33 protein-coding genes and 4 pseudogenes are annotated in these 25,759 nt (G+C 34.9%); 11 read left to right on the top strand and 26 right to left on the bottom strand.

What is annotated here, in order from left to right; all coding sequences use genetic code 11:
• Positions 1-2 precede the first annotated feature (2 nt).
• The 9 genes from BrL25_RS14370 to BrL25_RS14335 all read right to left on the bottom strand — a co-directional run bounded on the left by BrL25_RS14370 (position 3) and on the right by BrL25_RS14335 (position 3,064).
• Positions 3-872 carry a YqaJ viral recombinase family nuclease gene (locus tag BrL25_RS14370; protein WP_026315298.1) on the bottom strand — a complete coding sequence of 290 codons (870 nt, stop codon included), beginning with the start codon at positions 870-872 and terminating at the stop codon, positions 3-5.
• A gap of 5 nt (positions 873-877) precedes the next feature.
• Positions 878-1,048, bottom strand: a complete 171-nt coding sequence (locus BrL25_RS25200; RefSeq protein ID WP_018673268.1) for a hypothetical protein — start codon at positions 1,046-1,048, stop codon at positions 878-880.
• Positions 1,048-1,284: a hypothetical protein gene (locus BrL25_RS14365; RefSeq protein WP_018673269.1), complete on the bottom strand. Its 237-nt coding sequence runs from the start codon at positions 1,282-1,284 to the stop codon at positions 1,048-1,050. Before BrL25_RS14365 ends, BrL25_RS25200 begins: the two co-directional genes overlap by 1 nt.
• Entirely contained in the window at positions 1,268-1,516 is a 249-nt protein-coding gene (locus tag BrL25_RS14360; protein WP_018673270.1) for a hypothetical protein, read from the bottom strand. The genes BrL25_RS14365 and BrL25_RS14360 overlap by 17 nt, the downstream gene beginning before the upstream one ends.
• A gap of 48 nt (positions 1,517-1,564) precedes the next feature.
• Positions 1,565-1,738: a hypothetical protein gene (locus BrL25_RS24845; RefSeq protein ID WP_018673271.1), complete on the bottom strand. Its 174-nt coding sequence runs from the start codon at positions 1,736-1,738 to the stop codon at positions 1,565-1,567.
• On the bottom strand, positions 1,728-1,931 hold the full coding sequence (locus BrL25_RS14355) for a hypothetical protein (protein ID WP_035312211.1): 204 nt from the start codon (positions 1,929-1,931) through the stop codon (positions 1,728-1,730). The genes BrL25_RS24845 and BrL25_RS14355 overlap by 11 nt, the downstream gene beginning before the upstream one ends.
• Before the next feature lie 22 nt (positions 1,932-1,953).
• Positions 1,954-2,202, bottom strand: coding sequence for a helix-turn-helix domain-containing protein (locus BrL25_RS14350; protein WP_018673273.1), 249 nt, complete (start codon positions 2,200-2,202; stop codon positions 1,954-1,956).
• Positions 2,203-2,367: 165 nt separating this feature from the next.
• A complete protein-coding gene (locus BrL25_RS14340) occupies positions 2,368-2,793 on the bottom strand; it encodes a helix-turn-helix domain-containing protein (protein ID WP_018673275.1) in 426 nt (141 codons plus the stop codon).
• Positions 2,794-2,902: 109 nt separating this feature from the next.
• Positions 2,903-3,064 carry a toxin-antitoxin system HicB family antitoxin gene (locus tag BrL25_RS14335; protein WP_236848110.1) on the bottom strand — a complete coding sequence of 54 codons (162 nt, stop codon included), beginning with the start codon at positions 3,062-3,064 and terminating at the stop codon, positions 2,903-2,905.
• Between the two features lie 125 nt (positions 3,065-3,189).
• Between BrL25_RS14335 and BrL25_RS24840 the strand changes: the two genes are divergently transcribed.
• A complete protein-coding gene (locus BrL25_RS24840) occupies positions 3,190-3,363 on the top strand; it encodes a hypothetical protein (RefSeq protein WP_018673277.1) in 174 nt (57 codons plus the stop codon).
• Between the two features lie 21 nt (positions 3,364-3,384).
• On the opposite strand, the gene BrL25_RS14330 is transcribed toward BrL25_RS24840, so the two are convergent.
• On the bottom strand, positions 3,385-3,627 hold the full coding sequence (locus BrL25_RS14330) for a helix-turn-helix transcriptional regulator (RefSeq protein WP_018673278.1): 243 nt from the start codon (positions 3,625-3,627) through the stop codon (positions 3,385-3,387).
• Between the two features lie 154 nt (positions 3,628-3,781).
• Here BrL25_RS14330 and BrL25_RS14325 point away from each other — a divergent pair, with 154 nt between their 5' ends.
• The gene (locus BrL25_RS14325) at positions 3,782-4,414 is read left to right on the top strand and encodes a helix-turn-helix domain-containing protein (RefSeq protein WP_018673279.1); all 633 of its coding nucleotides are present in this window, start codon (positions 3,782-3,784) and stop codon (positions 4,412-4,414) included.
• Positions 4,415-4,450: 36 nt separating this feature from the next.
• Here the strand turns inward: BrL25_RS14325 and BrL25_RS14320 are convergent, their stop codons facing one another.
• The 4 genes from BrL25_RS14320 to BrL25_RS14310 form a co-directional block, all read right to left on the bottom strand.
• Positions 4,451-4,816 (bottom strand): helix-turn-helix domain-containing protein, encoded by a 366-nt coding sequence (locus BrL25_RS14320; RefSeq protein WP_018673280.1) that lies wholly within the window; start codon positions 4,814-4,816, stop codon positions 4,451-4,453.
• Between the two features lie 22 nt (positions 4,817-4,838).
• Complete coding sequence (locus BrL25_RS24835; protein ID WP_018673281.1) at positions 4,839-4,985, bottom strand: hypothetical protein; 147 nt, start codon at positions 4,983-4,985, stop codon at positions 4,839-4,841.
• 298 nt (positions 4,986-5,283) lie between these two features.
• The gene (locus tag BrL25_RS26540) at positions 5,284-5,649 is read right to left on the bottom strand and encodes a LytTR family transcriptional regulator DNA-binding domain-containing protein (RefSeq protein WP_018673282.1); all 366 of its coding nucleotides are present in this window, start codon (positions 5,647-5,649) and stop codon (positions 5,284-5,286) included.
• A gap of 133 nt (positions 5,650-5,782) precedes the next feature.
• Positions 5,783-6,295 carry an accessory gene regulator ArgB-like protein gene (locus BrL25_RS14310; protein WP_018673284.1) on the bottom strand — a complete coding sequence of 171 codons (513 nt, stop codon included), beginning with the start codon at positions 6,293-6,295 and terminating at the stop codon, positions 5,783-5,785.
• Positions 6,296-7,250: 955 nt separating this feature from the next.
• On the opposite strand from BrL25_RS14310, the gene BrL25_RS24830 reads away from it, so the two are divergent.
• Positions 7,251-7,427 carry a hypothetical protein gene (locus tag BrL25_RS24830; RefSeq protein WP_018673286.1) on the top strand — a complete coding sequence of 59 codons (177 nt, stop codon included), beginning with the start codon at positions 7,251-7,253 and terminating at the stop codon, positions 7,425-7,427.
• A 10-nt stretch (positions 7,428-7,437) separates the two neighbouring features.
• Here BrL25_RS24830 and BrL25_RS14300 read toward each other — a convergent pair whose 3' ends face one another.
• Positions 7,438-7,800: a helix-turn-helix domain-containing protein gene (locus tag BrL25_RS14300; protein ID WP_018673287.1), complete on the bottom strand. Its 363-nt coding sequence runs from the start codon at positions 7,798-7,800 to the stop codon at positions 7,438-7,440.
• Between the two features lie 266 nt (positions 7,801-8,066).
• Positions 8,067-8,123 (bottom strand): hypothetical protein, encoded by a 57-nt coding sequence (locus BrL25_RS25695; protein WP_236848109.1) that lies wholly within the window; start codon positions 8,121-8,123, stop codon positions 8,067-8,069.
• Positions 8,124-8,297: 174 nt separating this feature from the next.
• Between BrL25_RS25695 and BrL25_RS14295 the strand changes: the two genes are divergently transcribed.
• Complete coding sequence (locus BrL25_RS14295; RefSeq protein WP_018673288.1) at positions 8,298-9,869, top strand: recombinase family protein; 1,572 nt, start codon at positions 8,298-8,300, stop codon at positions 9,867-9,869.
• A gap of 27 nt (positions 9,870-9,896) precedes the next feature.
• Here BrL25_RS14295 and BrL25_RS14290 read toward each other — a convergent pair.
• The 3 genes and pseudogenes from BrL25_RS14290 to BrL25_RS24825 form a co-directional block, all read right to left on the bottom strand.
• Positions 9,897-10,259, bottom strand: a pseudogene (locus BrL25_RS14290) (DUF444 family protein); the annotation flags it as partial.
• A 74-nt stretch (positions 10,260-10,333) separates the two neighbouring features.
• A complete protein-coding gene (locus BrL25_RS14285) occupies positions 10,334-11,866 on the bottom strand; it encodes a recombinase family protein (RefSeq protein WP_018673290.1) in 1,533 nt (510 codons plus the stop codon).
• An 83-nt stretch (positions 11,867-11,949) separates the two neighbouring features.
• On the bottom strand, positions 11,950-12,096 hold the full coding sequence (locus tag BrL25_RS24825) for a hypothetical protein (RefSeq protein WP_018673291.1): 147 nt from the start codon (positions 12,094-12,096) through the stop codon (positions 11,950-11,952).
• Positions 12,097-12,447: 351 nt separating this feature from the next.
• On the opposite strand from BrL25_RS24825, the gene BrL25_RS14280 reads away from it, so the two are divergent.
• Positions 12,448-13,107 carry a GntR family transcriptional regulator gene (locus tag BrL25_RS14280; RefSeq protein WP_026315301.1) on the top strand — a complete coding sequence of 220 codons (660 nt, stop codon included), beginning with the start codon at positions 12,448-12,450 and terminating at the stop codon, positions 13,105-13,107.
• Between the two features lie 9 nt (positions 13,108-13,116).
• A complete protein-coding gene (locus BrL25_RS14275) occupies positions 13,117-14,085 on the top strand; it encodes a DMT family transporter (RefSeq protein WP_018673293.1) in 969 nt (322 codons plus the stop codon).
• A 314-nt stretch (positions 14,086-14,399) separates the two neighbouring features.
• Here BrL25_RS14275 and BrL25_RS14270 read toward each other — a convergent pair whose 3' ends face one another.
• From BrL25_RS14270 to BrL25_RS14260, 3 genes and pseudogenes are all read right to left on the bottom strand, one after another.
• On the bottom strand, positions 14,400-15,785 hold the full coding sequence (locus BrL25_RS14270) for an APC family permease (protein ID WP_018673294.1): 1,386 nt from the start codon (positions 15,783-15,785) through the stop codon (positions 14,400-14,402).
• 166 nt (positions 15,786-15,951) lie between these two features.
• A pseudogene (locus BrL25_RS14265) lies at positions 15,952-16,086 on the bottom strand (EamA family transporter); the annotation flags it as partial.
• Positions 16,087-16,260: 174 nt separating this feature from the next.
• Positions 16,261-17,622: a D-serine ammonia-lyase gene (locus BrL25_RS14260; RefSeq protein ID WP_018673296.1), complete on the bottom strand. Its 1,362-nt coding sequence runs from the start codon at positions 17,620-17,622 to the stop codon at positions 16,261-16,263.
• Between the two features lie 161 nt (positions 17,623-17,783).
• Between BrL25_RS14260 and BrL25_RS14255 the strand changes: the two genes are divergently transcribed.
• From BrL25_RS14255 to BrL25_RS14230, 5 genes are all read left to right on the top strand, one after another.
• Entirely contained in the window at positions 17,784-18,338 is a 555-nt protein-coding gene (locus BrL25_RS14255; protein ID WP_018673297.1) for a helix-turn-helix domain-containing protein, read from the top strand.
• Positions 18,339-18,868: 530 nt separating this feature from the next.
• Positions 18,869-19,270, top strand: a complete 402-nt coding sequence (locus BrL25_RS14250) for a fibronectin type III domain-containing protein (protein WP_018673298.1) — start codon at positions 18,869-18,871, stop codon at positions 19,268-19,270.
• A 232-nt stretch (positions 19,271-19,502) separates the two neighbouring features.
• Positions 19,503-19,658: a helix-turn-helix domain-containing protein gene (locus tag BrL25_RS14245; protein ID WP_236847721.1), complete on the top strand. Its 156-nt coding sequence runs from the start codon at positions 19,503-19,505 to the stop codon at positions 19,656-19,658.
• Positions 19,659-19,917: 259 nt separating this feature from the next.
• Entirely contained in the window at positions 19,918-21,267 is a 1,350-nt protein-coding gene (locus tag BrL25_RS14240; RefSeq protein ID WP_018673299.1) for a helix-turn-helix domain-containing protein, read from the top strand.
• 699 nt (positions 21,268-21,966) lie between these two features.
• Positions 21,967-22,584 carry a C40 family peptidase gene (locus tag BrL25_RS14230; protein WP_018673301.1) on the top strand — a complete coding sequence of 206 codons (618 nt, stop codon included), beginning with the start codon at positions 21,967-21,969 and terminating at the stop codon, positions 22,582-22,584.
• 1,282 nt (positions 22,585-23,866) lie between these two features.
• On the opposite strand, the gene BrL25_RS24820 is transcribed toward BrL25_RS14230, so the two are convergent.
• From BrL25_RS24820 to BrL25_RS24815, 4 genes and pseudogenes are all read right to left on the bottom strand, one after another.
• Positions 23,867-24,127 carry a GH25 family lysozyme gene (locus tag BrL25_RS24820; RefSeq protein ID WP_026315302.1) on the bottom strand — a complete coding sequence of 87 codons (261 nt, stop codon included), beginning with the start codon at positions 24,125-24,127 and terminating at the stop codon, positions 23,867-23,869.
• A 279-nt stretch (positions 24,128-24,406) separates the two neighbouring features.
• Positions 24,407-24,664 (bottom strand): annotated as a pseudogene (locus BrL25_RS14210) (phage terminase small subunit P27 family); the annotation flags it as partial.
• Complete coding sequence (locus BrL25_RS14205; protein ID WP_026315303.1) at positions 24,665-25,183, bottom strand: DUF3231 family protein; 519 nt, start codon at positions 25,181-25,183, stop codon at positions 24,665-24,667.
• Between the two features lie 170 nt (positions 25,184-25,353).
• Positions 25,354-25,485, bottom strand: a pseudogene (locus tag BrL25_RS24815) (HNH endonuclease); the annotation flags it as partial.
• Positions 25,486-25,759: the final 274 nt, after the last annotated feature.

The raw sequence follows: 25,759 nt of genomic DNA, 5'->3' as shown, positions 1-25,759 counted from the left end.
TCTTATTCGTCTCCTCCAATAACCCTAAATGTTCTGCTTCTCTTTCCGGTTTTCCAAGAGAACTTTAATTCACCCTGAAAGTAAGCTAACTCATGATTTTTCATGTATCCTTTGATTTGGTTCACGGCTGTCTCTTCACGTTTCATTGCATCCTTCTTTTCGGCCCTTGCTTGATAAAGCATCTGTATACTGTCATAGGCTTCTTCTGGAAGTTCAATGCTAGATTGTGAGATAGATTCAGGATATTGGTCACTCAGATACTCAGTGTCTTGTTGAGAGTATGCTGGAGGTACTTTTGCTTTTATATGGTTATTCCAAAACTCACGTTCCACCGTAATTAGGTTTTTGATTAACTCATCATCTCTCTCGATGACTCGCCATTGAAAATCCCAACCACCGATAAGCACTGCTATAAACCATCTATCTGCTCCTGTAACAGCCATATAGTGATTGCACTGAAGGATATATTCTGTAGGAGCTTGTGTTCCTAACCAATCATTCCGACAATACTCAGCCGTGTTCTTGCATTCTAGCCCTGCATTTTGACCTGGGAGCCATCGATCAATATTAGCTAGCATAAAATCATGTTCCGGATGCTGAAATATTGCGTTTTGTCGCCATACTTTATATCCGGTGTCTCCTGCAAACCAATCAGCTATAAGTGGCTCTAACATACGTCCTGCTTTCATTTTTGGATTGTCTTCTACTGGTGAAGCTTCACCTAATTTCTCAAGGTACACAGCCATTGGTGATCTATAACGGCTCATCTGGCAAATAGCTGCTACATCAGAACCACCAATGCCTAAACGTCTATATTCAAGCCATTCCTCATATCCCATATTCCTTGTATCTACTAATCGTTGGGCTAGCACCTCTTTCACCCCTTCTCGCCAAGTCCTGTATATTCAGCAAGCACTTTATTACTGATAATTTGAACCGGCTTCCAATTTGGGAAGTTCCGTTGCATGTATGCAATTGCAAACCGTTTTAATGTTTGTTCATCACTTAAAGCTCTGTATAGCTCAGGGAGAGGAAAAGTGTGCTTCATTACCCCAGTTCACTTAGAAGTTGATTTGTAAGGTCTTTAACTGCTTGTCTGTTTTCTTGCATAGAGCGATCTGCAAGTGTGTCTCTTAGGTACAACATTTCCTCAATATGGCTATCTAAATGTCTGAATAAGTTATCTGCTTGCTCATCAAATGCTGTAATTCCACGTCGTATATAACGTTGTCTGGTTGGTTCAACACGATCTGTATACTCTGGAAAATCAAGCAATGTTGGCATGATGTTTTCCCTCCCGTACTAAGGCTGCTACATGATCTTCACGACGCCATAACTCTTCCCGTAAATCACTTCTTGTTGATTCCATTTCAGCAAGCTCTCTACCGATCTTATTGATTTTTTCTTCTAAAGCTCGCATGTCTTCATCCATTGATATAATTTCTGTATTCAAGCGCTCGATAGCACGATTTTGTTCATTTAGCTCCATTTGAACGGTTCTAATATTTCGTTCCATGCTTGTCCAACCTCCGATTATTTGGTATTGTAGAGGTACAAATTTTTGTTACGATGCCGTCTGTTGCGAGCAGGCGGTTTTTTCATGCTCTTTTATCTGTTCTGTAATCCAACGGGTAACTTGGCGATAGTTCTCATGGGCTTGATGATCTCCTGCTGTTTTAGTAATCATCATCAATCGCTGGTATCTTTTTAGATCAGCAATTAAGTCCTCATAGTTCACGCTGTTCCCTCCTTTGTAAGATTCTTTCAATTTGTTCAACTTGTCTTGCTAACTTAATGTTTAAAACCTTTTCTGCTATGATTTGCTTCTTTTTAGCGTCAATAGGATCGCCATTCTGGAGGCTTATCGTAGATTGATCGAGCATCCCATTTACAATGTGATATAGCTCCTCTTCATCCAAACCATCCAGCATTTCTTTCACCCTCTCAACTCCTTTACACCATTACTGATAGAACATTTTGCATGATGGACATCCCATCCATTCCACAGAAGAACGCTACAGCCACCTCCTTCGCTCCTGTGGCTTCTATCCACGCTAGTCCCGTTTGGAAATCCAACGTTTTCTTATCTGTCTCCAGCTTGCTTATGCAACTTCTTGAACGATTGAGCTTTTCGGCTAATTGCTCTTGGCTTAACCCTGCTCTTTCTCTGCAAGCGTGCAGTATCGCTCCGAACTTCTTCACTTTTCTCTCTCCTTCTTCAAACTTGTTCCAATTTGTTCCAAATAAGAACAGCTAAATTTGATAAGTTGTTTTACAATTAAAATGTGTTCATCTTTCATGCTTTCCCTCGGGCTGCTCACCTGGGGGAATTTTTGTAAGCTTGTCCACCATGCCCATACTGGGCATTTAAGCTGTAGTTGCATTTTTTTGTTGCTCTCTTTCGTGAATATAAATATTCGCTTCAGCTAAAGCTCTACGATAGTTCTTCACTTCTGGCAGATCGGCATTATCGTCATACCACTTGTCTCTTTCATCTGGTGTCATAAACGGAAGTGCAGACCTGATTTTTATTGTCGTTAATCCAAGTTTTTTTACATATAAAGGCCGATCTTCTCTTTTTGCTAAGAAGCTTGCTTTGGATATGAGGTCTACAAAGTCCATTTCTAAAGCGCTGGCTAACTTTCTAAATGCTTCTGGTTCAATCAGGAATCTTTCTTCTTCCTCCATCTCTGTAATGTAATCAATGCTTACATCTGAGATGTTAGATAGTTCATCAACCGTCATCTTTTTTGACTCACGTAGTACTTTGAACCAAGGACCGAATTTTTCCATTTTCCCATCACCTCTTGACCTATTTATATGTGGTGATGTTAATGGGACAACCCTAGATGATATTGACATTTGTTTTCTCCTTTCAGGTAATTATGGTTGGTGTAATCACCTATGCTGGTTGTTTAGACTTAAATTTCTTTTTAATAGCATCATTAAGGACAGTTGCAATTAATGCGTTCTTAGAAACCCCTATTTCTGAAGCTGCGACTTCTAATTGCTTATCAAGTTCGAACGTGATCCTAAGTGACAAAGTTTTTTTCTTAGGTGACATCACTTTGAAATCACCTCCTTGGATTTTATTGTAAAGTGATATCACTATGATGTCAATATGGTTGCATACATTTATTTTTTGATTTGCTATCTTAGTGACATCAAAATGAATATGAGGTGACGTCAATGGCTACTGATAAACGTCCTTTTACATTGCGTTTACAAGAAACTAACTTCGAAAAGATCAAATATATTGCTGATAAAAACAAACGATCAATCGCTATGCAAATCGAACATCTTATCGAACGTCATATTGATGAGTTCGAAAAGAAAAACGGAAAAATTAAGGTTGATGAGTGATTACAGTACATGTGATCACTCTTATGCAGATCGCTTTCTTTTGTTCGTTTTTCGCACTTCATTCCCAAAAAAAATTTCTTCAATGTGTGTATCAAGGGCATTAGCGATCTTGTAAGCGACTTCTAATGAAGGAGAATACTTCCCCCTTTCTATGTTAGATAAAAAACATCTATTGATCCCGACTAGATCAGCAAGAGCTTGCTGTGTAAATCCTTTGCTTTTTCTCAAAGCTATCAAGGAAGTACGGGGCTTTGTTTTTGTCATTTAAGCACCTCCTCGCCGTTCGTTTTAAGCACCTTACACTTTATATAATACTTGCGTTAAACGCACATGTCAATAGTTTTTTGTTCTTATAACGCACTGTTTTTTTTACGAACATCAGATGGTAAAATTACATCTATACAAAGGGGTGAATCTCGTGGGATTTCCTGAAAGACTCAAGAAATTAAGAGAAGAAAGAGGCTTATCTCAAGAAGAATTAGCTTTAAAGTTAGATATCCCTCGCACTTCTATTACACATTATGAAAATCCTAAAGGTGAAGTGCGTTTGCCAAGAGGGAAACGTTTAGAGAGCATTGTAGATTTTTTTGGTGTGACTGTTGATTACTTACTAGGTCGTTCTGATGAACCATCGCCTTCAATAAATAAGAACGAGCATAATAACTACGAAAAGCCGTTGGATAGTTCTTATAAATTAGTTGCTCAAAGATTACGTGAAGCAAGAACTAAAAAAGGCCTGCAACAAAACAAAGTCGCAGAGCAATTGAGTATAGACAATAGCACATTAGCTAAATATGAATCTGGACAACGCGAACCCGATCTTAGCACCTTGAAGCAACTAGCAACTTTATACGAAGTTTCTATTGATTGGCTGGCAGGAATGGATACTGTTTTTGTGCCTAATCAATTAAATGAGATTCAAAATCCAGATGCTGAAGAAATAAAAGAAATCTTAAATTCTCTACCTAATAATAAACGAAGAGAGCTTCTTGACCAAATGTATGTAGTGGCTGCTGGCATCGTTGCCCTAGAAAACAAAAATAAAAAATAAATTTATGTAGTCGTAACCGTTCATCAGAACGGTTTTTTATTTATCACCATTGTATTTTTTCTCAACAGCAATAATCCCAGCAGCGAAAATGGAGATTTGTTCTAAAAAATGTTTGTGTTTATTTCTAGGAAGAGAAGCTAATATCATTTTGAACTTTTTGATCTCTTCGGTATATGAAGTAGAATCTTGTATATCAATATCGCAAATATTGCCAACTAACCAATCAACAGAAACATCATATAAATTAGCTAGTGTTCTCAACGTCTCTACATCTGGTTCACTCACTCCATTTTCATAACCACTCAGCGTCTTGTTGTTAATACCTGTATAAACTTTCACTTGGGTTTGCTTTAAATTTTTATTTTCACGAGCTTCCTTTAATCTATCTCCTAATTTACTCACGGTTTCCACCTCGTTGTGCCATTCATCCTGAACGGCATTCCTTTATCTCATCAATAACTCGTTTTGCATCAGGGTTTATGGAATAATTACAGCAAAGTATCGCTATAATTTTATTAGTAAGTTCCTCAGATTGCTGTTCATCTATTTCAACTATTTTAAGCTCTCTCATGTTTACTCCCCCTCTGATGCGAACTTTAGTTCTCATTATACAATACTTCAAAAGCATACAAAACAATTATTTGATCAATGCTCAACTTTTCAAATTATCATTTTGATTAAAAATCATACTTATGTACACCGCCCTCAGTAATAAAAACTGTAGTCAATCCCCAAATAATTCTACTTATTAAAATCGTAACATCTAAATGGCGGCTTTTGAATATCAATAGACCCATGGGGCAATTTAACTTTACATTTACACTATATTGATGTATAATACCCGACTTCTAAGACACAAAAAAACCACCTTATTTAGGTGGCCTTTTTGGTAAGTCTTTCAAGAATTGCTTATACTTCATTCGAGATGCAGTTGTTTGCGTTCCATTCGGAAAGTGAACAGTAATACCATATGGAGTAACTTCCACGTCTTCTATATTTTTTAGATTTGTGACATTTGTAGAGTCTAAGTTTGTAAATCCGTATTTATCGAGACAAATATTATATCCCTCTAACGAATTCACCGGAAGGAATATCCCCATTTTAGTGTGATAGGCAACGGTAATATCGTTGAATCTATCAATAGTATTTATGTCCTCAAGTGGTATTTCGACATATGCAGACCTATCGCTACGGTTTCCTGATGGCGTTATACCAAATAGCTTTATATCACCCATACCTTAGCTTACTATTTTAATTCTTTAGGTACAGACGGGCTACCGATTGTAACTTTTGCAAGTTGTGCATAAACTTTACCCAAAGTACCTAATCCCTTCGAAATTGTTTTCGCGAACTTTTTATTCATTGCCCTCACCTCCTTCTAGGGAGTAATAATAATGATTGTGCAAAAAAGGAAAGAGCCACAATATGTGACGAGATAATAAAATTAGATAAGACGATAACCAATGAAATTACTTTAAGTAAATAAACTCGTTTTTTAAGAATCGCTTCTTCCTCATAGCTATCATTTGGCGCTAAAAATAACACAAGGAAAACGTTTACTATATTTATAACATCCGTATATTCTTGTGCTTTTACGTGAGGAATCGTTGCAATGATCGCTGTTGTCAAAATAAAACATGTAGTTAGAGATTTTGCATGGTACCCCTTCGAGAAAATGCGTAGAACGATAAAACTTACCATTGAAATGATTGTACTCACAAATTCATTTGTTGAATAACCGATCAATAGGGAAAAGGAAAATACTAGAAAATAATTTAGTGTAATGGATAATGAATACGATAAAACATCTATACTCTCTTTTTTATCGGGATTCGCTTCATAAATCTTAATTGCAAAAAAATGGGACAGTTTTTCAATCATTCATTAGTCAATTCCTTTTTCTCCAATAGTTTAAGAAGAATAACTAAATACAGGATAAACACAGGAATCAAACTAGTAGGGTTACCATTAAAGGTCAACATCCAGTTTGTTACAAATAAAATTGTAACTGTAGATAAAAAGACCATTATCATTATTAGGAATTTTAAAGGTGTCATTTTAGTTCTGATGTGGACATCATGTGGTGGAACCATAATGAAAGAAAATCCATGGTTATACCTGTAAATTAACCAAGCTGCTAGAAAAACAAATATATGAGTTGTCAACTGTATTATGTAAGTACCTAAATTTACAAGAGCTTGACCATCTGCAAACGATACTACCCCTGTCCATAACAGAACAACATAAGTGCTATATTGCACAATATTAAAACCTAGATATCCTACAGTCGCCAGTATGGTACTGTCAAATAGTCGCACCTTTAACATATATCTAAAAAACAAAACTAGTATAGAGTATTGTACCCATCCATCAACATTAGGTATTTCAAGTATTACCCTATTTAGATATGATACTAGTGATGCTGTGGTTGATATAATTAAAAACTCTTTCTTGTATATCAACGGGAAACGAAATACCTTAAAAGACAGCACTAATATGGATAAAATGTCGATGATGCCTAAAATTATGTACATGAAAGTATCCATTCATATTACCTCAATCTATCAGTAGTAAAATTTATCTTATAACTTATCTCCTTTCGTTCAGTATCTTTTTTCACTCAATTAACATTTTACACTTCCTTCTCTTTTCTTTCTACACATAAAATATTGAATTTTTAACCATCAGATCTTTCATGGTCTTTTAAAATTCCTATAGTATGGTATTGTATGAGTATAAGCTTGAGTATAATTAAAATGTCTGCAAAAATTCTATCCACATTTAATATTTTTACTTTCAGTCAATATTTTCATTAAATAACCTCCTGGAGGAATTTATGACAAATTATAATATTGTGTGTTCCTATACAAACAAAGAGGGACTAGAGATAAGCAAAACTATAGTTGAGGAATTTTGGGCCTGTGGAATAGAAGAAGTTATGTACTTATTAAAAAGAAAAGCTGATACAAGTAAGTCGATAGACATAAAAATAAAACAGCAAAACCGTTCCTGATGAACGGTTTTTATTTATTGTCTTTTCCCTCTTTCTCCATTACTTTGATTCCAGCAGCGAGAATAGATATTTGCTCCAAAAAATATTTGCGTTTATCACTAGGAAGAGAGTCTAAAATATTTTGAATTTGTTCCGCATCTGAAGTAAACTCTTTTGGCTCTTTCGTTGATGAAGAGGTTATTCCTATTAACCAATCTAATGACACTTCATAAACACCTGCAAGTTGGGATAATGTTTCTGTATCAGGGTCGCGGTAATTTCTTTCATATCCAGATAGAGTGCCATTTGAAATACCGAGTTTTTTTGCTACATGAATTTGAGTAAGACGTTTATTCTCACGTGCTTGTTTTAATCTGCTTCCTAAACTAGACATGGCTTCCACCTCTTAGATAAATATAACAGTATTGTGCGTAAGGCGAAATAAATTAAGCAAAACGCCCAATTTAAAGATGGAAGAAGTGCCTATACTCTACTGTTTATCTATTCCCTTAATGTGGTATTATAAGAGTACAAGCAACATATAATAAAAAGACCGCAGGTGCTGGTAACACCTACGGTCATACAATAGACTGTCCTTTTAAAGGGGCGGCTCGTTTTCTGGGTGAAGTAGATCATTGAGTTGTGTGGCTCAAGGGTGATCTACTTCTTTTTATGGAAGGACAGTACGGCAACAATTAATAACCCAAATGTGAGCATTAATGAAATTGCTTCATATACCGTCATAGCTTCACCCCCTTCCATTCGGAATAGGAGTGAGCCGACCACCCTTGAAAGAGCCGATTCTATTGTACATGGCTATTGTAACATGAAAAATTTTACTATTCTCTACTTTTCTACAACCCTGTGTATAATGGACGGAGAGGTGATTTGATGACTAGACCTATAAACCTTGACGTAATTATTCATCTACGAAAAAGCAGAAAAGATATCGAGGAAGAAAAAAAGGCCCTTGAAACGGGGATACCTTTTGATACTCTCGATAAACACAAACGCGAACTTATGGAGCTTGTACGAAGAGAGCAGCATAATGTTATTAAAATCTTTGAGGAAATTGTTTCAGGCGAATTTCTATCCGAAAGACCAGAAGCACAAGAAATGCTACGTAACGTTGAAGATGAAGAATGTGATGCTGTAATCGTAATGGACTTAGATCGTCTTGGTCGTGGGGATATGATCGATGCAGGAACGATCTTTAGGGCTTTTAAATACTCTGAGACGCTCATTATCACCCCTACCGAGGTCATCGACTGTAATGCTGAAGGCGCTGAGCTTTTATTTGGCGTGAAGTCAATTATCGCTCGTGAAGAGTTAAAACAGATCAATAAGCGTCTGCAAGGTGGTCGAAGACGTGCAGTAAAAGATGGTAGACATATCGCAAAAAACCCTCCATATGGATATTTAAGAGACGAAAACCTAAAGCTCTATCCTCATCCTGAAGAAGCTCCAGTTGTGAAAAAAATATTCGAACTACTCGCTGAAGGTTCCGGGCGTTATAAAGTAATAGATTATCTTATGCGCTCAGGATATAAAGCTCCTTCAAACAAAGATATTTGGGAGCAATCTACTATAAGTTATATAGTGAAAAATGAAGTTTATCTTGGTCACCTAGTATGGGGTAAAAAAAAGCATACGAAACGTAACGGAAGAAGAGTAACGAAAAAACTCCCTCCAGAATTATGGACTAGACACGATAACGCACATGAACCGATAGTTAGCCAGGAATTATTTGATAGAGCTAATGAAGCTCACACAGGGCGCTTACGTGTTTCCAGAAAAGAAGGTACAGCTATATCTAACCCTCTTGCTGGTATTGCTAAGTGCGGAGTATGTGAACGTACTTTAACACAAACTCATTCTTACGATAGGCCAAATCCTCAAATAAGATGCAACAACCCAGCATGTAAGTCTGTACAAAAAGGTTCCCTAACTCACTTTTTTGAAGAAAAACTCATATCTAGCTTAGAAGAATTAGTAGAGCAAAGGAAAATGACACAATCAGAATTAAGTAATAGTGCGGAACGAAAAAATAAAAATGAAGAACGAATAATTGCTTTAACTAATTATATTCAAAAAGCCACTACTGAGCTGAACGAACAGCACAGCATGAGGGAAACAACCTTTGAAATGTTAGAACGAAAAGTTTACACTGAGGAATTGTTTTTACAACGCCATAAAATCATTTCTGATAAGATAAAACAACTTGAGGCAGAAATGGAAAAGTCTCAGGAAGAAATTGCTCAATTGAAAATTCGAATGAAAATGCAGGCTCAACTTATCCCTAAAATTCATAAGGTTATTCAAGCATATAAATCTTTAGAAGACCCTGAACAAAAAAATAACCTCCTCAAAACTGTTATTGAGAAGGTTATGTATATTCGTAAGAAAGAATGGTTGAAGCCTGAGCAATTTGAACTTGAAGTTATCTTACGGTTCCCTACATAGGGGACCGTTCCGTATATATCTCAGTGAGTTATACTGGTTTACTTCACCATATCCAAACATATTCGATCTCTCCATTAATTCCTTCACCAATTTTACGCACCGCTCATTATCTGACGTGAGGTTATCCCCATCTGAAAAATGAAACGGATAGATGTTATACTGGCTCACCGGGTATCGTGCATCGATAATTTCCAAAGCTTTACGATAGGCCGATGAACAGATGGTTCCGCCGCTCTCTCCTTTAGAAAAGAATGCATCCTCTGTAACTTCTTTCGCTTCCGTATGATGAGCAATAAAAGCAATTTCCACCTTTTCATATTTGGTACGCAAAAAACGAAGCATCCAAAAGAAAAAGCTACGAGCTACATATTTTTCAAAAACTCCCATACTTTAAGGTGTTTCATAATTAACTAAATAAATTTACTAAGCCAAATACTCTGTATTTCTAAGCGCTATCACCAGAATCATCTAAAGTCGTAATTAAATTCAATTTGCAAATGCTTTTCTTTTAACTCAATACTTTTGATAATATCGTGCAACAGCACTCTTAACTTCTCTGGATCATTTAAAGATATATTTTTTACTTCTTCAATTAGATAGTCAAGTGTTGATGATTCTGCCACTTGTTCCATTAACACCTTAATTTGGTTTTCAATAATTTGTATTTCTTCATCTATATGGTTTATTTGTGACTTAATTTCGAGCATCTGTTGTTGATAAGTACTTTCGTCAAACAATTCTCTTTGATTAAAGATGTCTATTTGATCTTTTTTTAACTTTTCCCTTTTTACGTTGTTTTTCTTTATCTCTTTACCCAAACGTTCTATATCATTGGTCTTACTTCCTGTAATTTCAACTTTATCGGCAGGGATAGAATTTAGTTCATTCTTAACAATATCAATAACATCCTGTTCTAATACATCAGCATTTACATTTGCTTGTGAGCACACACTTCTACCGTACTTATGATACGTCTTACAAATGTAATATCTGTATTCTTTATCTTTACATGTTCGTTTTTGACAGACCATTCCTTGTCCACATTTAGCACAAAACAAAATACCAGTTAGTGGATGGTATGCGCGTCTAGGCGTTCTTCCATGACTTTTAGAAAGAAGAATTTTTTGAGCATTATAGAACGTTTCTTTCTCAATGATCGGCTCATGGACATCTTCTGCGACCTCCCATTCAGTTTTATCTATCTTGATCTGAACTTTCTTTTTGCTCATCTTTCCTGTATCGTCATATTCCCTTTGAAGTGCATTTCTTCTCGTGCCATAGACAACATTACCAATATATGCTTGGTTTCTAATAACTCTGTTTATAGATACTCTTCCCCAAAGATTTCCGTTCTTTGTTCTTATTCCATGCCCGTTAAGATGTTCAGCCACCTTGAACGTTCCTAATCCGTGATTAACATACAAGTCAAAGATTAATTTGGGTATGTAACAATTTTCTGGGTCAATTTCTAATTTCTTAGTCTCTCTGTTCACCTTGTAACCTATTGGAGCCTCTCCGCCCCATTGTCCCCTACGTGCTTTTTGTCTTCTTGCACTGCTAACCCTTGAGGATATTTTTTTGCTCTCTTGTTCAGATAGAACAGATAAAATATCGAAAGTTATATTGTCTTTATTCAATGAATCGTAGTTATCGTTAATTGCTATAACCCTAACACCATACTGTTCAAAAACCCCGATAATGGCTGGATTTTCTTGTTTATCCCTACCGACACGACTGACTTCTTTAAAGATTAGGAGCTTGAACTTATTTTCTTTCGCATCTTGTATTGCCCTCTTCATTTCAGCTCTGTCGAATACACTGGTGTAATAACCTGATACAACTTCATCTCGATATACAATTATGTCAGTCTTGTCATATTCCGGCCCTAATCTGCTTATATACTCTCTGCCTTGTGCTTCCTGATTTATTGTAGAATCTGCTTGGTGGTCGGTACTTACACGGGTATAAATGGCACATTTAATTAACGGTCTATACATAGTAAACCACCTTCCATTTTTAGTTAATTATATACACACTCATAAAAATATATGAATGTCATATTAACTAAAAAACACCAGACTTACTCGTCCGATGCTTCTTGTTCTTCTTCATTTATTGTTACTTCAACATCTAAACCGTATTTTTCCTTGGCTAGTTCTTTTATTCTTTGTGCAAACCACTTATAAGGTTTTTCTGTTCCATAAATTTTAGTGTAAGTAAATTCCAATCCCCCTCACCATCCATTCCACTTTCTAAATCCTATGAATAGAGGAGCTTGTCTTATTCGGTGGTTTTCTCTACAGCTTTTTGTGTTTTTCTTCGATCCAGTTCAGGTAAAGACTCAATTGCTGCATGCCCCCTTGGGAAATAATTGTTGCACTTGCAGAGGTTTTAAATTACACGACTGATTATCTACTATGTAAATCAGATATGAATCTATATGATTTTTAGAAATCCTTCTATAATCACGAATAGTAAAATTACGATATCCATATTCTTTACGTATTTCGGGACTTATTAATCGAGTAGATTCATAATTATAGTTGAACATAAAACCAATATGCGATATATTGGTTTTATGAAAAGAGATACTATTAAACCCATTAAACGTATATCATTTAGAGATGAAGTATATTTAACTCTAAAAAAAGCAATTGTTACATTAGAACTACAACCTGAGCAACGCTTAAATGATAAAGAATTAGCAGAAGACTTTGGAATTAGTCGTACTCCGGTTAGAGAGGCATTGAAACGCCTTGAGGATGAAGGACTTGTTGAATCTATTCCTGGTTCGGTTACTCGTGTTGCTCCATTAAACCTTGAGGAGGCAAAACACGCATTTACTGTGGTAGCAGTTTTACACTCTTTAGCTGCTCGTTTAGCAGTTCCGCTATTAAAAGAGTCAGATATTCAAGAATTAGAATTCGGCAATAAAGCTTTATTATTAGCTATTGAGAAAAAAGATATTATAAAAGCAATTGAAGCTGATGAGTTATTTCACAATGTTTTTTTAGATGTGGCAGGAAATCCCGAAATCATTCGTGCGTTAGAACGAAGTATATCTAAGATTCAGCGTCTCGAAATTTCTCAATTTACTTCTATAAATGGCTTGAAGTCAGTAGAACAACATCAGCAAATTATAGAGGCGTGTAAAAATAAAGATAAAGAAACAACAGCCCATCTTGTGGAACAAAACTGGTTAAGTCTAGGGAAGTTACTAACTTATGAAACAGATTGAGGTGGAAATTTGCGTCCTATTTTTTTAGGTATTTGTGCTGCTTTCTTTTTTGCTTTCACATTTATTCTTAATCGAGCGATGGAATTATCAGGTGGTAACTGGATATGGAGTGCCTCACTAAGGTTTATTTTCATGATCCCCTTTCTTTTACTTATTGTGATGAGTAGGAAAAAACTACAATCGTTATTACAAGTAATGAGAGAAAATCTAGGAACATGGTTTTTATGGAGTTTTGTAGGATTTGGCCTATTTTATGCTCCATTATGTTTTGCGGCTGCACATGCACCAGGATGGATAATTGCTGGAACATGGCAAATTACTATTATATCAGGATCTTTATTAGCTCCTCTTTTCATCCAAACGATTCAAACATCAGATGGGGTTCTTGAGAAAAGAGGGAAAATACCAATAAAAGGAATGGGTATGTCACTTATTATTCTTCTTGGTATTTTCCTTATGCAAGTGGAGCAAGCGAAATTTCTTGCTGTGAAAGATATTTTGTTAGGCATTATACCTGTAATTGTTGCTTCTTTTGCTTATCCACTCGGTAATCGTAAAATGATGGAGATTTGTGGAGACCGTCTGGATGCTTATCAACGTGTACTCGGAATGACATTAGCTAGCTTACCATTTTGGTTTTTACTATCCTTGTATGGGCTTTTTACAACAGGGGCACCTAGTAAAGAGCAAACGATACAATCTATCTTAGTTGCCATTTGTTCAGGTGTAATTGCAACAATTTTATTTTTCAAAGCAACTGATATGGTAAGAGGAGATATGCAAAAACTAGCTGCTGTTGAAGCAACACAATCTATGGAAGTACTTTTTGCTATTATCGGAGAATTAGTTTTATTACATTCTTCATTTCCTTCCATTTTATCTTGGGCTGGTATGTTCATAATAATGTTAGGAATGATATCACACAGCTATGTATCTCATAAAGGTGAAATGACACACAATCAAGATAGTAGTGCCTAAATCAATAAAAACCAGTATAACGCTGTAAAGTGTATATTGGTTTTTATTGATTCCTTTTCTTATTTTTGATCATTAAATTTCAAATTAATGGATATATGAAGGCTCTCCTTTTGAATATAGGAAAATTCATTTTTTAGGTATAAATTCTTCGTTCTAGGACTTACTAAAATCATAATTTAATGACAATGAGGTACTGTCAAGAGAGTGAAAAAAGTCCGTTTTTAAACCTTTTTTTGGGTTTATATCGGACTTTTTTGTATTAAATGAAATTTAATTATCATAAGTGATACAACATAAGTTCTATTATTAATTATTTATTCACGATGCTTAAGTATACTTTTATTACGGGAATAACTAAAATAAATAAGTAAGCCTACTGCTATCCAAGAAAAATAATAAATCCATGTTTTTACTGATAAATTAAAAGCTAAAAATAAGCAAAAAAGGATTGCCAGTATTGGGAGAATTGGTACAAAAGGCATTTTAAAATTACGTTTTAAATTTGGTTGAGTTTTTCTTAATACAATGACTGACAGTGCTACGAGTGCAAAGTTTAAAATGGCAGCCATATTGGCGATATCTGCTAATTCTTTTAAATCAATTAATCCTGACACTATTGCCCCTAATAAACAAATCATCCATGTAGAGGATGTAGGAACGTGAGTTTTACTATTGACTGTCGAAAATAATTTAGGTAATAATCCATCACGACTCATTGAAAGTAGAACACGTGGCACGGCAAACATATATGCAAATAAAACAGCTATAATTCCAATTACTGCGCCAACAGATAAAATAACAGCTGCCCAACCTTGACCTACACTGTCAAGTGCATAAGCCAAAGCGTCTCCAACATTTAACTCTTTATAGGATACCATTCCTGTTAAAATAGATCCTAAAATAACATAAATAATTGTACAAGCTAGTAAAGATCCTAAAATTCCCCGAGGTAAGTTTCTTTGAGGATCTTTCACTTCCTCAGCTGATGTTGAAATAGCATCAAAACCAGTGAATGCGAAAAATACTGAGGCTGCTCCAGCAAATACACCACCCATTCCAAATGGCATAAAAGGGTTCCAATTTTCAGGTTCGATGAAAAATGCGCCAATAATAATAAACAGTAAAACAATAGAAATTTTGATAGCCACTGCAATATTATTTACTTTTTTACTTTCTGTTAGACCTCTTGTTAATAAATAAGACATACATATTACGATAAATACTGCCGGTAAATTTATAAGCCCTCCTTCGCTAGGGGTAGTGATTAGCCTACTCGGAAGGTAAATTCCTACCTGTGTTAGTGCACTATTAAAATAAGCCGACCATCCCCCGGCAACAGATGCTATTGACACTGTATATCCTCCCACAATAGACCATCCTACCAAGTAAGCTACTATCTCTCCTAGTGCTACATAGGTGTAGGCATAGGCACTTCCTGAACTTGGAATAGCCGATGCAAACTCCGCATAGCATAAAGCTACTAGACCACATACAATTGCAGAGAGAATAAAAGAAAGAGATATGGCGGGACCTGAATTTCTTGCAGCTACTAACCCTGTAATAACTAAGACACCTGTACCAATGGTTGCTCCCATCCCCATTAATATTAAATCAAAGGCACCAAGTGACCTTTTTAATTTTTTTGATTGGTTTGTATTTGAAATGTCCTCAATATCTTTTTTTCTGAATAAGTAGTTCATAATTTGTCTCTCTTTCTATTAATAGGAATACTTGAGTAATGTTGTTGAATGAAATTCATGTTGTAACCTATTTTTAAAGATCACCCATCTAAATTTCTGGTTTAAAAAAATCAATATTATATTAAGTATCGCCAACTCATACAAGTTTTTAATTATATATTATATATTACTTTTTTTGTTGTAGCAAAAATAACATTAAACCAATAGAAATGAGAATGATACCTGTACCTTGCTGTAGCGAGATAACCTCATCCAAAATGAAATAAGCTAGTATACAAGTTCTAATTATTTCTCCTAAAATATGTTAATTTTTTATATAAAAAAAGAGGATGCATCCCCTCTTTTTTACCAATCAATTACTTTTTGTACCTTATCTACAGCTGCTTCTATTTCCTCTAAATTAGAAATTAAGCACTATATTGTGTAAAAGTGAAACTTTGCGTATTCAGAGGGTAATCCCGCCTAATAGGTTTTATTAAATTTGTTTTTCTTGTGTCAGTTGAACTCCTTTTTGATAGTACAATTTCATTACCTCTTTAGGAACCATACTACCACCTGTTCCCCAGACAATATGTGTACCCTTACTCATTTTTTGTATCAAATTATTCTTCTGTAGATATTGAATTCTTGCTTTACATAATTGACTAGGTCCTAATATACCAGCTAGCGCAGATGGTTCAAGATAAATTCCTTCTGTATCAGCTAATCCCTTTAATAACTTATAAAGTTGATTGTCGCTAACTGTATAAGATCCACTTAAAAAAGGTTCTATGATTTTCCCCACGAACCCAGATGCTCTTCCGACTGCCAGTCCATCTGCATCTGTTACATTATCAATGCCGAAATCTTGTACAGATATACCATCATGCAGTCCAGTCATTAAACCTAGTAGCATACACGGAGAATGGGTAGGTTCTGCGAAAAAAACGTGCGCATTATCTTGGTATAATAATTTCAAACCAAATGCTACTCCTCCTGGACCTCCGCCTACCCCACATGGCAGATAAACAAATAAAGGGTGATTTTCGTCCACTTTTATTTGAAGGTCATCTAATTGTTTTTGTAAACGGGAGGCTGCTACTGCATATCCTAAAAATAAGTGTCTTGAATTTTCGTCGTCAATAAAATAACACATAGGATTCTCAGCTGCTTGCTTTCTACCTTCTTCTACAGCCTTACTATAATCAGCTGTGTATTCAATAACTGTAACATCTTTACTTCGAAGTAAATCTTTTTTCCACTGTTTTGCATCTGCTGACATATGAACTGTGACATTAAATCCTAATTTTGCACTCATGATACCAATGCTTAATCCTAGATTTCCTGTTGAACCCACTGCAATAGAATAGTTTGAAAAGAAATTACGAAACTTATTACTCTCAAGAATTGAATAATCATCTTGTACAGTTAATAAATTATGTTCAAGCGCCAAATCTTCAGCGTGTTTAAGAACTTCATATACTCCTCCCCTTGCTTTAATAGACCCTGATATAGGAAGGTGACTATCACACTTTAGTAATAATTGACCTAATATTTCCTGTTCATACTCCTGTTCTAAATGTTGTTGCATAGAAGGAATTCTCACTAAACGAGATTCAATAATACCGTTCATCCCTTTTGTTTCGGGGAAAACTTTTGCAATATATGGAGCAAATCTCTTTAATCTATCTTCAGCATCTTTAACATCATCTTTAGTTAAAACGGTGTTTTTAATTCCTACTTCAAAATCTTTCTTATTTGGATTAATCCAAAATATTTCCTCGGTTGAAATTAGTTTATTTATTAATGGGTATTTTTCTTTCAAACTTTCTTTAGTTTTTGTTGAAATGTCGCTCATTTATAAAGCCTCCTTATTGTTCATATAATAAATATAACTGTTTTAAAATTAAGGTATATTTATTATAATTAAGTATAGATTAACACGAAATTAAACAAAATCAAATTCAGTTTAATTTTATTTAATTAAATTGAATAAGAAACTCTAAGGAGAATACGTATATGAATGAAATAAGTGTTGCTCGAAAAATTACTGAATTCAGGAATAGAAAAGGATTAACTAGTAAAGAATTAGCAAAATTAGCTGATATAACACCTTCAATGCTAAGCCAAATTGAAAAAGGCATCGCGAATCCATCTCTCCAGACTCTTAAACTAATTTCTGTAGCATTAAACATTCCTTTGTTTAATTTTTTCTTAGAAGATACAAATACTGAAGAATTGGTTGTAAGAGCTAATCAAAGAAAGAAAATCTCTTTCCCAGAAAGTGGGGATGTATCGTATGAATTATTATCCCCTAATTTAAATGGTGCTCTAGAGTTGGCCCTTATGAATTTATTACCTCAAACCGCATCTTCCAAAGAGCCGATAGAACATAAAGGTGAAGAAGTAGCGTTCGTTATAGAAGGAGTTGTTAATCTTTATTTAAACAACGAAATGTTGACCCTTAATAAAGGAGATAGTGTAAAAATCCCATCGTATGGCAAACATAAATGGGAAAATGTCTCTTCTGAAAACGTCATTGTAATATTTGGAGTAACTCCTCCTTCTTTTTAATTTCTAATTTTTTTGTAGTTAATTGTAATCAAATGCAAACTAGTAGTTGCTTCATATATTGAATCTACAGATAAAGAATCCTGAATCTGTTATATATAGAAAGACTAATTATTTAAGGTAGTATACCTGTTGAATACAAGCTAAGAATCTTGTGAGTAAAAACAATTTCATAAGCAAACTAGATAACAAGTAAAATGAACCCTATTAATGGGATATAAACAACACCCTCCTACTTAATTCGCATATTAAATACAAATTAAGTAGGGGGGTTGTTTATTTAAAGAGAGGTACCGCCCCATCGCCATCAAGTAAAGAAATTGGGTTGTTCCCAAAATCAAAAAAATGAGCTGAATTGTCATAAATAACTGTAAAGATATAAATTTTTCGTTTTGGGGATACTTCACTTGATGGGCATGTGGTGCTACCCCTATTTCCCTTGATAATCTAGATATATTTTTTATTTAAACATTCACAAAAATTAGCAAATACATTAATATGTTGTTATACCAAATATTAGGGGGTATTTAACAATGAAAAATAAATTCATAGTTTTAGCTTCTGCAATTACATTAGCTTTTAGTGGTCAAATTGCTTCAGCAGAAGAAGCGACTTCTTCTCCGAGCCGAGTTGATACTGTTGATTCATCCATTTCTATTGCTTCTCAAGTTCTAATAACCTACTTTATGTATTGGAATGCATATGATGGAGCTAGTTACTATGAAGTGTCACTAAAAGATGTATCTGAAAATACGAAACCTGTAAAGCTCGAACAAATTAAAGAACGTAAATTCACTCTTCCAGTATTAAAGTCTAATCATGATTATTCATTCTGGGTTGCAGCATACAACAGCAGTGGTAAGAAAATTGCACAAGGTACAAAAGACTTTAAGATGGGAAAAGTATACGCTGATAAAGCTGAAGCAGTTGGTTAACAGGTAACACTGAATAAAAACTAGTAAAAGTAAGGATTTAACCTTATAAAGATAACAAATAATAGATATCATAGAATCACCGCGAAATGTTGCGAAGATTCTCAGGATTCTAGATATTAGAAATGCCAGTTACACTGTTAACGTGGTGAAAACCGGATTTTTCTGTGTTCGTAATTCCTTACCGTTGTAAATCCGCAATTTGTTAGCGGTACCTCTATAGGGAATGAATGTAATGGCATCTTACCTACATAGGGAATGCCTATTACAGCCCGTTCTGAATCAAATTGGTATGAAACAAGCTGAGTTAGCAAGACAAATAGGTTTTTCAGCTAGAATGATCTCGCATTATGCCACAAACCCAAAACCAATGTCTCCAGAGGCTATGTAAACCATTACTACTATCATTCAAATGTACTTGCCAAACTTTCGCATGGAACACCTCTATGATTGGGAACGGGAACAATAGGTATAGATGAGTAGAGTCTCTACTCTCTCCTACAATTTTTAGGAACCTATAGGTACTTAATATTTTTAAAAACATTACTCATTTACTTTCATTTTTATTTACAATATTATCTAATTCAAGTATCATATGGGAAGTTATATTTTTCCTTATATTTCCAACATTAAATAAGGGGGATAGGTACATGCAAGCTTTGGAATACAATTATCAAGAGGCACAAATAGAACTACGTCAGCATTTGCAAGATGCACTTGATAAAAAGGAATGGAAACAAAAAAATTTGATTCTCGCCACCGGAATTGATTCAGTTACTTTGAGTCAAATAATGAACAACAAACGGGGATTGACATTACCTCAATTAGACGCTATTACAGAAGCTTTAGGATTACCGAAAGATAACTTCTATGAGTATTTTATTGGGGAATGCTTTAACGAATCAGGAAAATTGTCACCTGTTAAAACTGCTGATTTTTTCACAAGTTGTATCAACGTAGAACGATATGACATTACAAAGAGGATCATAGAATTGATCAAAGATGATACTGATAGAAGAAGGCTTCTTGATAACACCTTTAAGATGGCAGAACATATTTTTGCATCCGATCAAAGAAACTACAGTCTGCCCTTGTATGATATCGTAATCGCGAACAGTACAACACGTAATGAACGAGCAGCCATTTCTTATTTTAGGCGATTTGTAATAGCTAGAGATGTAGACCTTACTGTCTCTGGATATGAAACGTTGCATCAACTCCAAGAATACCTTCCTATACTTCCACAAGAATATAAATTTGAGGCTTATTATAAAATATTGACTTTCTATAATGTGGTAGAAAAATGGGATAGGTTGTTAAATTATTCAAAAGAATTAAAAGTATTAGCAATTGCGGAACGCAATGATAAATATATTGCAGAGGCTCTCCTTCATGAATCTTTTAGTTATAAAGAAACAAAAGATATTGATACCGCTTTGCGTATCACTAAAGAATACGCTACTTATGGTGACTACTATAAGAGAATCTCACATTTGAATGAGCTTCTGATTTTGGTAGAAATGGGCCAGCTAGAGTTTATTGACGAAATCTTAAAATTAATCTCCCCCGATCTATCAAAATTATTTTCGTTTTTACCTGTAGCATTTGAATCTTATCTTCAAAATGAAATGTTTCAAAACATTGAGGTACTATTGGGAATATACGCAAAAGAAATCGAGCAGTTATCTTGTAAGACAGATAAACTTAATCAAAAATATAAATTAAGGTTATTTCAGGTGTTATCCTCATATTATTTTATGAGGGAGGAAAAGGAGAAGGGATTCCAGTATAATTTGGAGGCCCTGGAATTAGCACTTATGTTTAAAAATGTAGAGCGAATCAGAAACATCATTCTCATGCATTATCAATACGAACCATCAGAAGAACACAAAGAAATGTTTATTAACATTATGGCAAGGGGGAATAATCAAAATGAAAAAAATATGGGTATTATCACTGGTGACTCTTTCCTTATTAGGCTTTATCGGAATGAGTTTTGAAGCATCAACATCAAGTCAAATTACAAATCAATCTGCTTCGACAAATAGTTTTGGTGAAGGTTGGTAATTAGAGAGGGCATCCTCTCTTTTTTTTGAATGAATTGCGAAGCGAATCAAAAAAAGGCTTAATTAATTAACAGAAATTTCTATTAGGAAAATTTGTTCCTACTGATATATAATTAAGTAAACAAATGGTAATACATTAAAAATATGGAAAAATACATTATTTTTATCATTTTTGTGGTTGCCAGAGAAAGGAGGATAGCAAACAAGAAATACTCATAGAAAGGAGTTGAAAGATGTTAGCATGGGACGACGATAGACGTCGAGAGAAGGAATTTAAACAGGTAATAAAAACGGGATGTTCCCATAGGCCCGACGAAAGCTTTGGAACACCCCATAACAAGCATTTAAAAAATGCTCCATTCAAGTTTATCATGCCCTTGCGCTCAAAGGGGAAAAAATATTTTTTATTGGAAAAGTAGTTGTCGCTCATGTGAATAAGCTGTACGGGAAACTTTGTAGAACAAATAGAGCCGTTTTTCAGCTATTCCTTTAAGACAATTAAAATGTCCATTATGTTGATATGGGGTGACTCCTATTAAGAAATTGAAATTGCAAGAACCAGCTATCAAAAAACAAAATCACAATAATCCAGACAGTTTTGATAATCATTAAAAACTATTGGAGGAATAAAAAATGGGTTACAGAAGGTTCTATTCAAAGTTTTTGTTTTTAATTATTTCTTGTTTTATTCTATCTTCTACATCGTCCTTAGCATTTGCTTCAAATGTAGAGAATAGTAATAGTAAAAAAATAACTCCGACAGTAGTTGATTCAGGTTATTACTATCCAGGTACAAACATTGCAGTTCGAATTGGAGATGTTTTGGTAACTAATAATACAAGCTCAGCCGGTCTCACAGGTCACGCAGGAATAGTGAACGATAATTATGAAGTTACCTCAATTGCTGGATACGGATACCATCCTGATAACACTAGTATTGAACAATGGTTCCGTGAATATCCAAATGAAAAAGTATATCGTTATAATGGTGGCAAAAGAGATGCATATAATGCAGGAAACTGGGCGCGTCTCTATGTGAAGAACTATAAAAATGCTACTTATGGTTTAACAGCAAAATTATCTAGTTTTACTCAAACTTATTGTTCTAAAATAGTTTGGCAAGCATATTACTATGGTGCTGGTATCAATTTTAGGCATCAAAATCCAACTGCTGCTATAGGTGGATACGCTCCTTATGATATTTATGATACAGATGAGTTAAGTCGTATCTTGAAACAAGGTTCTTGGTAGAAACAAAGAGACCGCAATAGGTTATATGCGGTCTCTTTTTCCTCATATAAATTAGCGCTAATTAAAAAGGAAGAAGGGATACCAAAGATGGTTATTTTTAAAAAATTTTGGTTTTGGTTAGGAATTTTAAGTATTATAGTCTGCTTAAACGATTTTTATGGAAATGACCAAAAACATATATTATTAATTGGATTGAACCCTCTTCTAGATTATATGGTCTATAAGGAATCATTTCGTGATTGGATAATAAATGATAATCAAATTGAAGGAAAAATTTTATTGGGAGGGTATGTAATACATTTTGTATCATACATACTACTTGGAATCTTAATTGATCTGTTATTTTTCTTTAACAAACAAAAAAAGTAAACCGGTATACACCACAAAGAAAATACTGTGAATTTGGCATGGTATTTATTCTCACTATTAAAGAACAAAAAGGAATTATCTAAAATATGATTTTCAGAATAGTGCTTATGGTTCTATTGGCTATTAGTGTAATTGGAATTTCATATGGTATCTTGTCAATATGCAATAAATATAATCAATAATATATAAGAAGGCGATTCTTACAATGAAAATAATTTCTTTAGGTGTCCTTGCACTACTGACCACACTAAGCCTTTCCACATCTGCCTTTGCATCAGGAGCGATAGCTAATAACAATCTTCCTATTGAGCAGAACAAAGAGGTATCGGTTAGTAAAAATCAATATTCTTATACCTATAATGGCATAACGTTCACAGGCCTTAGTCCATTAAAAGAAAATTACTTGCATAGTATGTATGACAGTTTGATAAATCACAATAAGGCATCAATAATTGATGGCCCCGGGCCCAAGTGCGGAAATTATTCATGGCCCAGAATACAGATCACCCCATTCATTCAAAAAATTTGTACTAGATTTCATATACATGGCTAGTCATTTATATCGCTTATTTCCTGTTTTTTATTTTTGTTATGGCATAAAATCTAGTTATTATGAGAGCGAACGTCCGAATCCCTTATATTCGGACATTTCTTTGTTTTGATTCACTCCTTTCTACCTTTTGTTCTGCGGTTCCTGTCCACTTGCAATCCTAACCCGATCGGCAAGCTCCCCAAAATATTTAGCCTGCTCCTTCATCCCCATTACGTCACTAACTTCCATTGTGTTTTCAAAACCAAAATAATTTCGTCTGCCAGCATTCTATCCATAGTTGTTTCCCCCTTTGTAATTGCATTCCAAAAGTCTTTTTCCATACAGTTCATATCTACGTTGCCTTTAATACCAGCCACTTTCTCACAATCGGAATACTGAAAAACCGCCCAGCGGGCTCCATGTAGGGTTTAGCATAGGTTGGTTTGTATTGTAATGGGCTACCCATAAAGGGAAGCTAGCGAGAGCTTTACCAAGGTAACGTTTAGCAAAATAAGCACCTGTATAGATCATAGGCGTTTTTCCTGTGTGTCCCTTAACATGGTTAAGAAACGTAAGACAAAACGTTGTAATCTGTTCAGGTGTTAACCCCTTGTCCGTCTCGATATCAAGCACTAGCGGCATATCACACGGTAGCCCTTTAACTGTTTGTACAAAATGTTCTGCTTATACTTGGGCAGATAAATCAGGGTGGGCAAAATGATAATACCCCACTTTAATTCCTGTATTATTGGCTCCCTGAGAACTTTCTTTCTGCTTCCTATCAACTAGGCTAATAGTATCCAGCATGTGAGCAATAGCAATGATCCCAAAAATAAAAAGTTTGCTTCCTCCCATTCGTTTATGTCAATTACTGCCCCGTCATCATCATGAATTGCTTGTTTGCATCACTGTCAATTCCGTTTCCAACAAAGCGTCTGTGACCTTTATATACATCTTTCGGGCATATAAAAAGCGAGCCAACGCATCTACATCAAGATTAGTCATGATCCCGATATACAGTAGCTCGCTTGCAATCTTTTTAAATTCTTTTTTCAAGTCTTTCGGTAGGTAGCTAGGTGGCTTAACTTTGTCGTTTGCCGCCTTTATTTCTTGGGCCTTACGCTGTTCTACTTCTGCTTTTGTTAGGTTTTTTTTCCTTATATAGCAAATGAAAACCATCTATACGTGTGCAGGTTCAGGTATTTCTACGTGAAGAGGTGGAGGAATTAACCATCCTTTTTCTTTGTTTATCCGTAGTAATCTTACACCATATTGTGCTTTTGTAATATGGAATTGCCCAAACATCATGCCAATGTCTTCTCTAATCGACTGACCCATAACTTGACTACACGCAACTAATCCAGCCGCTATATCTTTAGTTACAGACGCAGCAATTTCAGGATCACTAAACCTAGCACCAACAGGAATACTTTCTAATGATGCTGATGGTCTTTCTGGTGGAGAAGGGGGTAGAACAATACCATTCACTTTTAACAAATTTTCGATTTGTTCAATTTCTTGCTTCATGGTTTGGATAGTATCTTCAAGAAATTTTTTAAGATCACTATCACCAGTATGGTTAATGAATGTTTGGTACCCAGCTAAATAACCCTTTGTACCAGATAGATAACTCCATACACCAAACACTTCGCCGTAGTGCATTGGTTCATTTTGTGGATTACCACTTAAAATTCCCATGATTGTCCTCCCTAGTTGAAAAATATCCATTGAGTGACCTTCCTTTCTTAATGATTGGTCACATCCTTATAATTCCTAAAAAAATTGACCCTATTCATCATTTCTAACGGTAAAAGGAATATGGTAATTTTAACCTAGTGAAATATCTTTTTGTTTTCACTAGACATCTTCTATCGGAGGATCATGCCTTGGATAATTGAAAGCCAAGCGCCTTTATCCTCTCTAGCAGTCTTCCGGTTATGACACCACTCACATAATGGCTGCCAGTTGTTCCGATCCCAAAACAACGTCTTATCTCCCTTAATTAAAATTCTCTTTTTCATACCCCTTAATGATGTGAGGCATAGCCAAGTCTATCTCATAACCCCCTATTGTTTTAAATATTTCTACATAAGTAGCTTGGATATTATTTTCATTTCTAACATCATTGAATAAATTATAGCCACGTTTCCTCTCGATTTTCTTCACCACCTATATATAGATAAAGCTATTTTAAATAACGGAAGAAATAAGTTTCTAAACCCCTAAAAAAGTACCGCTTCAATAGAAAAGGCGATATTACTACATTTATCTTTT

This window comes from Brevibacillus laterosporus DSM 25, from assembly GCF_002706795.1.
Lineage (GTDB): Bacteria > Bacillota > Bacilli > Brevibacillales > Brevibacillaceae > Brevibacillus_B > Brevibacillus_B laterosporus.
This window is presented reverse-complemented; position numbering and strand designations above follow the sequence as displayed.

Excerpts from the sequence above, each read along its gene's own strand:
- BrL25_RS25200 (WP_018673268.1), bottom strand. The coding sequence starts at position 1,048 with ATGAAGCACACTTTTCCTCTCCCTGAGCTATACAGAGCTTTAAGTGAT.
- BrL25_RS14365 (WP_018673269.1), bottom strand. The coding sequence starts at position 1,284 with ATGCCAACATTGCTTGATTTTCCAGAGTATACAGATCGTGTTGAACCA.
- BrL25_RS14360 (WP_018673270.1), bottom strand. The coding sequence starts at position 1,516 with ATGGAACGAAATATTAGAACCGTTCAAATGGAGCTAAATGAACAAAAT.
- BrL25_RS14355 (WP_035312211.1), bottom strand. The coding sequence starts at position 1,931 with ATGCTGGATGGTTTGGATGAAGAGGAGCTATATCACATTGTAAATGGG.
- BrL25_RS14340 (WP_018673275.1), bottom strand. The coding sequence starts at position 2,793 with ATGGAAAAATTCGGTCCTTGGTTCAAAGTACTACGTGAGTCAAAAAAG.
- BrL25_RS14335 (WP_236848110.1), bottom strand. The coding sequence starts at position 3,064 with ATGTCACCTAAGAAAAAAACTTTGTCACTTAGGATCACGTTCGAACTT.
- BrL25_RS24840 (WP_018673277.1), top strand. The coding sequence starts at position 3,190 with ATGGCTACTGATAAACGTCCTTTTACATTGCGTTTACAAGAAACTAAC.
- BrL25_RS14330 (WP_018673278.1), bottom strand. The coding sequence starts at position 3,627 with ATGACAAAAACAAAGCCCCGTACTTCCTTGATAGCTTTGAGAAAAAGC.
- BrL25_RS24835 (WP_018673281.1), bottom strand. The coding sequence starts at position 4,985 with ATGAGAGAGCTTAAAATAGTTGAAATAGATGAACAGCAATCTGAGGAA.
- BrL25_RS26540 (WP_018673282.1), bottom strand. The coding sequence starts at position 5,649 with ATGGGTGATATAAAGCTATTTGGTATAACGCCATCAGGAAACCGTAGC.
- BrL25_RS14310 (WP_018673284.1), bottom strand. The coding sequence starts at position 6,295 with ATGATTGAAAAACTGTCCCATTTTTTTGCAATTAAGATTTATGAAGCG.
- BrL25_RS24830 (WP_018673286.1), top strand. The coding sequence starts at position 7,251 with ATGACAAATTATAATATTGTGTGTTCCTATACAAACAAAGAGGGACTA.
- BrL25_RS14300 (WP_018673287.1), bottom strand. The coding sequence starts at position 7,800 with ATGTCTAGTTTAGGAAGCAGATTAAAACAAGCACGTGAGAATAAACGT.
- BrL25_RS14295 (WP_018673288.1), top strand. The coding sequence starts at position 8,298 with ATGACTAGACCTATAAACCTTGACGTAATTATTCATCTACGAAAAAGC.
- BrL25_RS14285 (WP_018673290.1), bottom strand. The coding sequence starts at position 11,866 with ATGTATAGACCGTTAATTAAATGTGCCATTTATACCCGTGTAAGTACC.
- BrL25_RS14280 (WP_026315301.1), top strand. The coding sequence starts at position 12,448 with ATGAAAAGAGATACTATTAAACCCATTAAACGTATATCATTTAGAGAT.
- BrL25_RS14270 (WP_018673294.1), bottom strand. The coding sequence starts at position 15,785 with ATGAACTACTTATTCAGAAAAAAAGATATTGAGGACATTTCAAATACA.
- BrL25_RS14260 (WP_018673296.1), bottom strand. The coding sequence starts at position 17,622 with ATGAGCGACATTTCAACAAAAACTAAAGAAAGTTTGAAAGAAAAATAC.
- BrL25_RS14255 (WP_018673297.1), top strand. The coding sequence starts at position 17,784 with ATGAATGAAATAAGTGTTGCTCGAAAAATTACTGAATTCAGGAATAGA.
- BrL25_RS14250 (WP_018673298.1), top strand. The coding sequence starts at position 18,869 with ATGAAAAATAAATTCATAGTTTTAGCTTCTGCAATTACATTAGCTTTT.
- BrL25_RS14245 (WP_236847721.1), top strand. The coding sequence starts at position 19,503 with ATGGCATCTTACCTACATAGGGAATGCCTATTACAGCCCGTTCTGAAT.
- BrL25_RS14240 (WP_018673299.1), top strand. The coding sequence starts at position 19,918 with ATGCAAGCTTTGGAATACAATTATCAAGAGGCACAAATAGAACTACGT.
- BrL25_RS14230 (WP_018673301.1), top strand. The coding sequence starts at position 21,967 with ATGGGTTACAGAAGGTTCTATTCAAAGTTTTTGTTTTTAATTATTTCT.
- BrL25_RS24820 (WP_026315302.1), bottom strand. The coding sequence starts at position 24,127 with ATGCCGCTAGTGCTTGATATCGAGACGGACAAGGGGTTAACACCTGAA.
- BrL25_RS14205 (WP_026315303.1), bottom strand. The coding sequence starts at position 25,183 with ATGGGAATTTTAAGTGGTAATCCACAAAATGAACCAATGCACTACGGC.